The organism is Sulfolobales archaeon (assembly GCA_038897115.1).
Taxonomy (GTDB): Archaea; Thermoproteota; Thermoprotei_A; order Sulfolobales; family AG1; genus AG1.
In genome coordinates this window covers 1-5599 of sequence record JAWAXC010000129.1, presented here as the reverse complement: position 1 = coordinate 5599, position 5599 = coordinate 1, and the positions used below count along the sequence as shown (strand labels likewise).

The window sequence follows — 5599 nt, the reverse complement described above, 5'->3', positions numbered from 1 at the left end:
GACTGCCCCCCTCTATCGAAGAGAGCTAATAGGATAGCCTCTACGATAGAGCTCTTACCAGCCCCATTCGGCCCTACAATGGCTGTTAAGCCTCTTCCAAAGACTATCTCGGATCTCCTGTGGGAATAGATATTCTCCAAAAGGATCCTCCTTATCAGCATAGGGATCGCCTATCTAAACCTATTATTCTGGAGAAGCCTTCTAACCTCAGGCTCCTCCAAGAGCTTCTCAACAATAACCTTGCTCTCCAAGAGCCTCTGGAGGAGGGCGTCACCGCTCAGCCTACCCCTTATAAATACATCTATTATGAAGCTCCTGACCTCAGGATCCCTGAAGATCCTATTTACAGCATCTTCAACACCTATCGAGCCCACCTGGGAATCCCTAGAACCCTCCATAGGCTGGGACTGATCCTCGATCTCGGGGCCATCATAGGCAAGGATCCTCTTATCCCTTACAAGATGCTCCAAAACCCCCACCAACCTATCCCTCTCATTCCTCTCAAGCCTAGTCCTAATCTTCAGAACAAGTATTGGGGGCTTATGCATAGACCTCGCCCTAGCCTCGGCCTCATAGATCTTCTGGAGAGCCTCTCTATGATCCTTAGCATCGATATATATCCAAGGCCTAACACTCCTCAGAGGGATCTCCTTCACATCGATATAGCCCCTATCTATCTCTACTAGAAAGACCTTCTTGATATCCTCATAATCATCCCTCGAAATAGCCTCAGGAGATCCTGGATATGCTATTGGTGATCCACTGTATATGCTCCTCCAACTCCTATGAAGATCCCCGAGGGCATAGTAGAGATACCCCTTGGGAAGCTTAGAAATCACGGGAGCCCCCTCTCCTGAGGAGCATAGCCTCTGATCCCTACCATATCTCTGGGACCAGGCATCGCATAGCCTTACATGGGCTAGGAGTATTGATTGCTGGGATGGCTTGAGAGATCCTGAGAGTAGCTTGTCAACAGCCTTGTAGGAGTAGCCGTGGATCTCTACCTCAAGGCCGGAGGATCCAGAGGCCCTTCTAACACCTGGATCCGCTGAGTCTGATAGAAGAACTATATAGCCTAGCCTATGTAGAAGCTCTAGAGGGCTATTCCTAGTAGGCTTAACAGAATCGTGGTTACCGGCAACAGCGTAGAAGGATATCCCAGAGCTCCTAAGCCTTGAGAGGGCCTCGATAGCAACTATATAGGGTGCTGGGTATAGCTCTGCATCGTGGAACATATCGCCAGCGTGTAGCACTAGATCTACCTTGTTGTTTATAGCAATATCTATGATCTCCCTGAAGACATCATATATATCCCTCTCCCTCTCAACAACACCCCTCGGCCTAGCACCTAGATGCGTATCAGATATATGTAGGATCCTCATACACGCCACCTAGATCTCGAACCTCTCCTCCCTAGGCTCCCCAGATCTTACCCTGGATCTCCATATACCATATAGATCAGGTGTTGCACCCCTCCTCTTACCACTATGCATATCTATATCAACAAGCACTGGGAACCTCCCAACCCACTCCCCCATAACGATCGCCCTACCCTTTGGAAGGCTTGGCAATATCTCGGCCAGGGTATCCTCTAGAGCATCCGCTATATTCATAACAGCCCTCCTATCCTCCTCCTGAACCAGCTTGAGGAATACGAAGTTCTGTAGCTGGGAAGCAACATTGGGGTCAAGGGATCTCGGCCTCTGACTAACAACCCCAAGCACACCCCCGAATTTCCTGCCCTCCCTAGCGAATCTCTGGAGACTCTCCTTAGCAGGTGTAGATGAATCCGATGGGAGGAATAGGGGTGCCTCCTCCACTATGAATATAGTTGGCACCCTAGATCCAGGCTTCTCAATACCCTCCTTAAGGTGGTTTAGAAGCTCATCAGCATATAGCTTTAAAACCCATGCCTTCTGATCATCGCTCAGAGTTGAAACATCTATCACAGCTATCCTACCAGGCTCGATCATATCAACAACCCTCGGAGCCTCTAGATCTAGTGGTGAGGATTCGAAGAAACCCTCAACCTTCTCAATAGCGCTATTCACAACCTTGCTATCAAAGGCATCCCCATGCTCCCTAGCAACAGAGTTGATCTCGTTTATGAGGAGGGCTAGATAGATCTCCTCAGGGGTTCCCCTAACATCCTCACCAAGGATCCTATCAAGCTGTATCCTCCTCTCAACAAGGATCTCCTTAACAGCAGATGATACCCCGAGACCCTTAGAGCATTTATCAGCAATAGCCTTGTTAAGCCTTCTAAGAGCCCTTGCTAGAAGCCTCCTCTGCTTAGTAGCAGCTGGATCCCTTATCACCATTGAAGCCAGTATCTTCGGAGGTATCTTATAGGGGCTTATAACAGCGCTATAGACCCTCACCCTAGTTGAATCGCCATCCTCGGGCTGGAGACCAACATACTCACCATGTACATCGAATATAGCTACCGGAGCCCCGAGCCTTGAAAGCCTATCCGCTATAATAGCAACCGTGTTGCTCTTCCCAGACCCGGTAGCCCCTGTTATTAGGAGGTGCCTGGAGAGCTCGTTAACCCTCACCCTTATCTCTATCCCACCATACTCGGAGAGGGATCCAAGCCTTATATAGCCCTCCTCAGGGAGCTCATAGAGGATCCTGAGATACTCTGGGGGAGCTGGGTAGATAGCTGTTCCAGGGGGTATCGGGTATCTAGGGGTCTCAGGCCTCTTGCCAGAGATATCAGCTATAACATATACATCTATAATGGATATAGAGGGGACGCTATAATCCCTCGGAATATCCTCCCTGAGATCCGTTATAGATGGCCTCTCAAAGATCGGGGAGTAGCTGCTGTTAGAAACAACCCCAACAACCCTTCTAACAGCCTGCAACCCCGTAGCCCTGTCAATCACCTTGAACTCGGCATATACATAGGAGCCCACGGGCATTGGATAGTCTGAATATACCTCGCAATACGATGGAGATCTAGATCTGAGGACCCTACCAAGTATAGGGGCGCTCATAGCTCTCCAAGCACCTCCCTACCACTCTCAAGCCTAACACCATATGCCCCCAATAGCTGTAGAAACTCCTTCCTACCTATCCTACTATGATAATGACACTGCCTAAGAGGCTCTGGATAGCCTGGTGCGCTGTGGAATCTAAGCATCTCAAGCACCTCAGAGATCTCCTCAGCTGAGAGGGAGCCGGGCATCGTGATCTGGTAGGCAGGTGCCCCCCTAGCTAGTATCGCATAGGTTAATGTATATCTAACACCCACACTACCCTCGCTAACCTCTATAGGCTCTAGAAAACCCGGCTCTCTAGACCTCCCCTCAAGGATCTTATCTATCAAGGCATAGTCAGGCACCACAACAGGTTTACCATCCACCTCGGGCTTTAAGAACCTAGATAGGATCTGCCTCGTATGTACTTTAGAGATGAAGACAACCCTAGAGATCCTCGATATCCTCTCAAGAGCCTCAACCCTCTCGAGCCAGCTCCTCCTAAGGGATTCTGAGAATTCATCCCCACCTCTGAACCTATTATAGAAGAAAGATCTTAGAGAGCCGTCGAAGAGAACAAGATCCGGCGGAGATCCCATGGAATCTATAACAGCCTTGGCAGATGAAACCTCGAGATCCTTAGCAATGTGGTGAACAACGCCCCTCCTATCCCTATAAGGGTTTGAGCCCTCATCATCAAAGCTAGATAGGAGCTCGAGAACATCGAACTTAGCTAGATACCTGCCATATCTAATAACATCCTCCGAAGAACCTGTGAATGGGGCTGAAAAGGCTCTAATACCATAGATGAAGGCATATCTAGTTAGCACACCTAGGAAGGAGGAGTCTGAGGCAACTGAGGAGCTCCTCCTAACCCCTTTTAAATCAAACCATCTAGGCTTATTACCAAGCCTAACCCTCCTATACCTTGCAAGGGCCTCCTCAACCCTCCCCCTCAAGGTTCTGAGCTCGCCATCCATAATGGATGCTAGCATACCCACCAAATAGATATTTATACATAGAAGGAGATATAGAGAAGAGCCCAAAACCCATGGAGCTACGAGTACTACCCAAGGAATAAGATGCTGGATGGGATTACATCTAAAGTGGGTTATAAATATTAAATCTCTATTCTTCCCTTCCGCGCTTCTCCTCAGCCTGCCTTCTATGCTGTGTCTGCTGAACCTGTGTGAGGAGTAGGCTTCTCTTTATCTCCTGGATCCTCTGAACTATCTCAAGCCATTTAGAGAGCGACTCGAGGTCGAGGGGGTCGTTATTGGTTGATAGCCTTTTAACCAGCTCCATCATCTTGACAGATGCGAGATCCTCTATCTTAGATAGTACAGATATCACCGATGCCGTGCTAGCCTCCTCCTCACTTCTAACCAGGAATACCTTGCCGTGGAGTGGGCATATAACCTCCCCACCCCTTAGCCTGAAGAGGGGTGAGCCACATGATGGGCATGTCTCTGCAAGCATCGCAGCCCCTGCTTTTAGAAGCTCGCTCATCCTCTTCACAAGCTCTGACCCGCTGATCCTCTCCACCAAATCTCCCTAATATCTAGTGGGTATAGAGGTTATTATCCTGCATATCTCTTTCTAAGCACAACCATTTTTAACATGTTCATGTAAATGTTTCGCAGAAATCTATGATCGCCTACATATATAAGCCCCCTAGAATTTACATGAATTGGGAAATAAGTTGAGTAAGTTGCTCCAACTACTAGCCCCTGAGAAGATGCAGGTTGATCTTAAGAGAGAGGTTATCGCAGGTATAACAACGTTTCTAACCATGGCCTATATAATCTTTGTAAACCCCCTGATAGTTGGATCCGGCTTTGAGATAGCTTTGAAGAGCGCCTTAGGGGTTCAAACTCTATCGCCTGATCAGGTTGCTCTTGTGAATAGCGTTAAGGTTGGGATAGCAACAGCTACTATATTGGCTGCCTCATTCGGATCCATATTGATGGCTCTCTACGCAAGGCTACCATTTGCAATGGCCCCTGGGATGGGTGAGAACTCCTTCATAGGCTTCTCCGTGATCCCTGCATTCACATCCGTGCTCATGGGCATGGGTATAAGGGGTGAGGAGGCTGCGATGGTAGCTCTATATGCAGCTATATTCGCTGTATTCATAGACGGCCTGATCTTTCTCCTCGCAGCCTGGTCAGGCATTAGGGAGAGGGTTTTGAGGGCTATATCGCCTAATCTAGCCTATGGTATAAGTGCTGGGATAGGGCTCTTCATAACCTTTATAGGGCTATCCCTAGCAGGCTTGGTACACGCCGGTGCTGGAACACCTGTTAGCTTCAATGTGAGGGCCTTTGTAGAGCCTTCAAGCATAATAGCTATAGCGGGCTTTATAATGGCATCTATACTCTATATAAAGAGGTTCTCACCAGCATTCCTGGTAACAATAGTGGTTCTAACCATAGTAGGGCTCATAGCTGGTTTAGTGAGTATCCCACAAAATATGCTCGAGATACCGAGTTTCTCAACATCCATAATCCCCGTATTCCCCACAGCCTTGAGGGCATATATAGAGTTGATAGCACTTGCATTCCCAGTAGCATTCTCACTATTCCTAGTAGAGTTCTTCGATGGAATAGGAACAA

Annotated in this window: 5 protein-coding genes; 1 reads left to right on the top strand and 4 read right to left on the bottom strand. The window is 48.3% G+C overall.

Going from position 1 to position 5599, the window contains the following annotated elements; genetic code table 11:
• Window positions 1-170: 170 nt before the first annotated feature.
• From QXE01_11390 to QXE01_11375, 4 genes are all read right to left on the bottom strand, one after another.
• On the bottom strand, window positions 171-1382 hold the full coding sequence (locus tag QXE01_11390; protein ID MEM4971840.1) for an exonuclease SbcCD subunit D: 1212 nt from the start codon (window positions 1380-1382) through the stop codon (window positions 171-173).
• 9 nt (window positions 1383-1391) lie between these two features.
• Window positions 1392-3002 carry an ATP-binding protein gene (locus QXE01_11385; protein MEM4971839.1) on the bottom strand — a complete coding sequence of 537 codons (1611 nt, stop codon included), beginning with the start codon at window positions 3000-3002 and terminating at the stop codon, window positions 1392-1394.
• Window positions 2999-3979 carry a DNA double-strand break repair nuclease NurA gene (locus QXE01_11380; GenBank protein ID MEM4971838.1) on the bottom strand — a complete coding sequence of 327 codons (981 nt, stop codon included), beginning with the start codon at window positions 3977-3979 and terminating at the stop codon, window positions 2999-3001. The genes QXE01_11385 and QXE01_11380 overlap by 4 nt, the downstream gene beginning before the upstream one ends.
• 133 nt (window positions 3980-4112) lie before the next feature.
• Window positions 4113-4529: an Sjogren's syndrome/scleroderma autoantigen 1 family protein gene (locus QXE01_11375; GenBank protein ID MEM4971837.1), complete on the bottom strand. Its 417-nt coding sequence runs from the start codon at window positions 4527-4529 to the stop codon at window positions 4113-4115.
• Window positions 4530-4686: 157 nt separating this feature from the next.
• On the opposite strand from QXE01_11375, the gene QXE01_11370 reads away from it, so the two are divergent.
• The coding region (locus QXE01_11370; GenBank protein MEM4971836.1) for an NCS2 family permease at window positions 4687-5599 on the top strand (913 nt) is incomplete at its 3' end.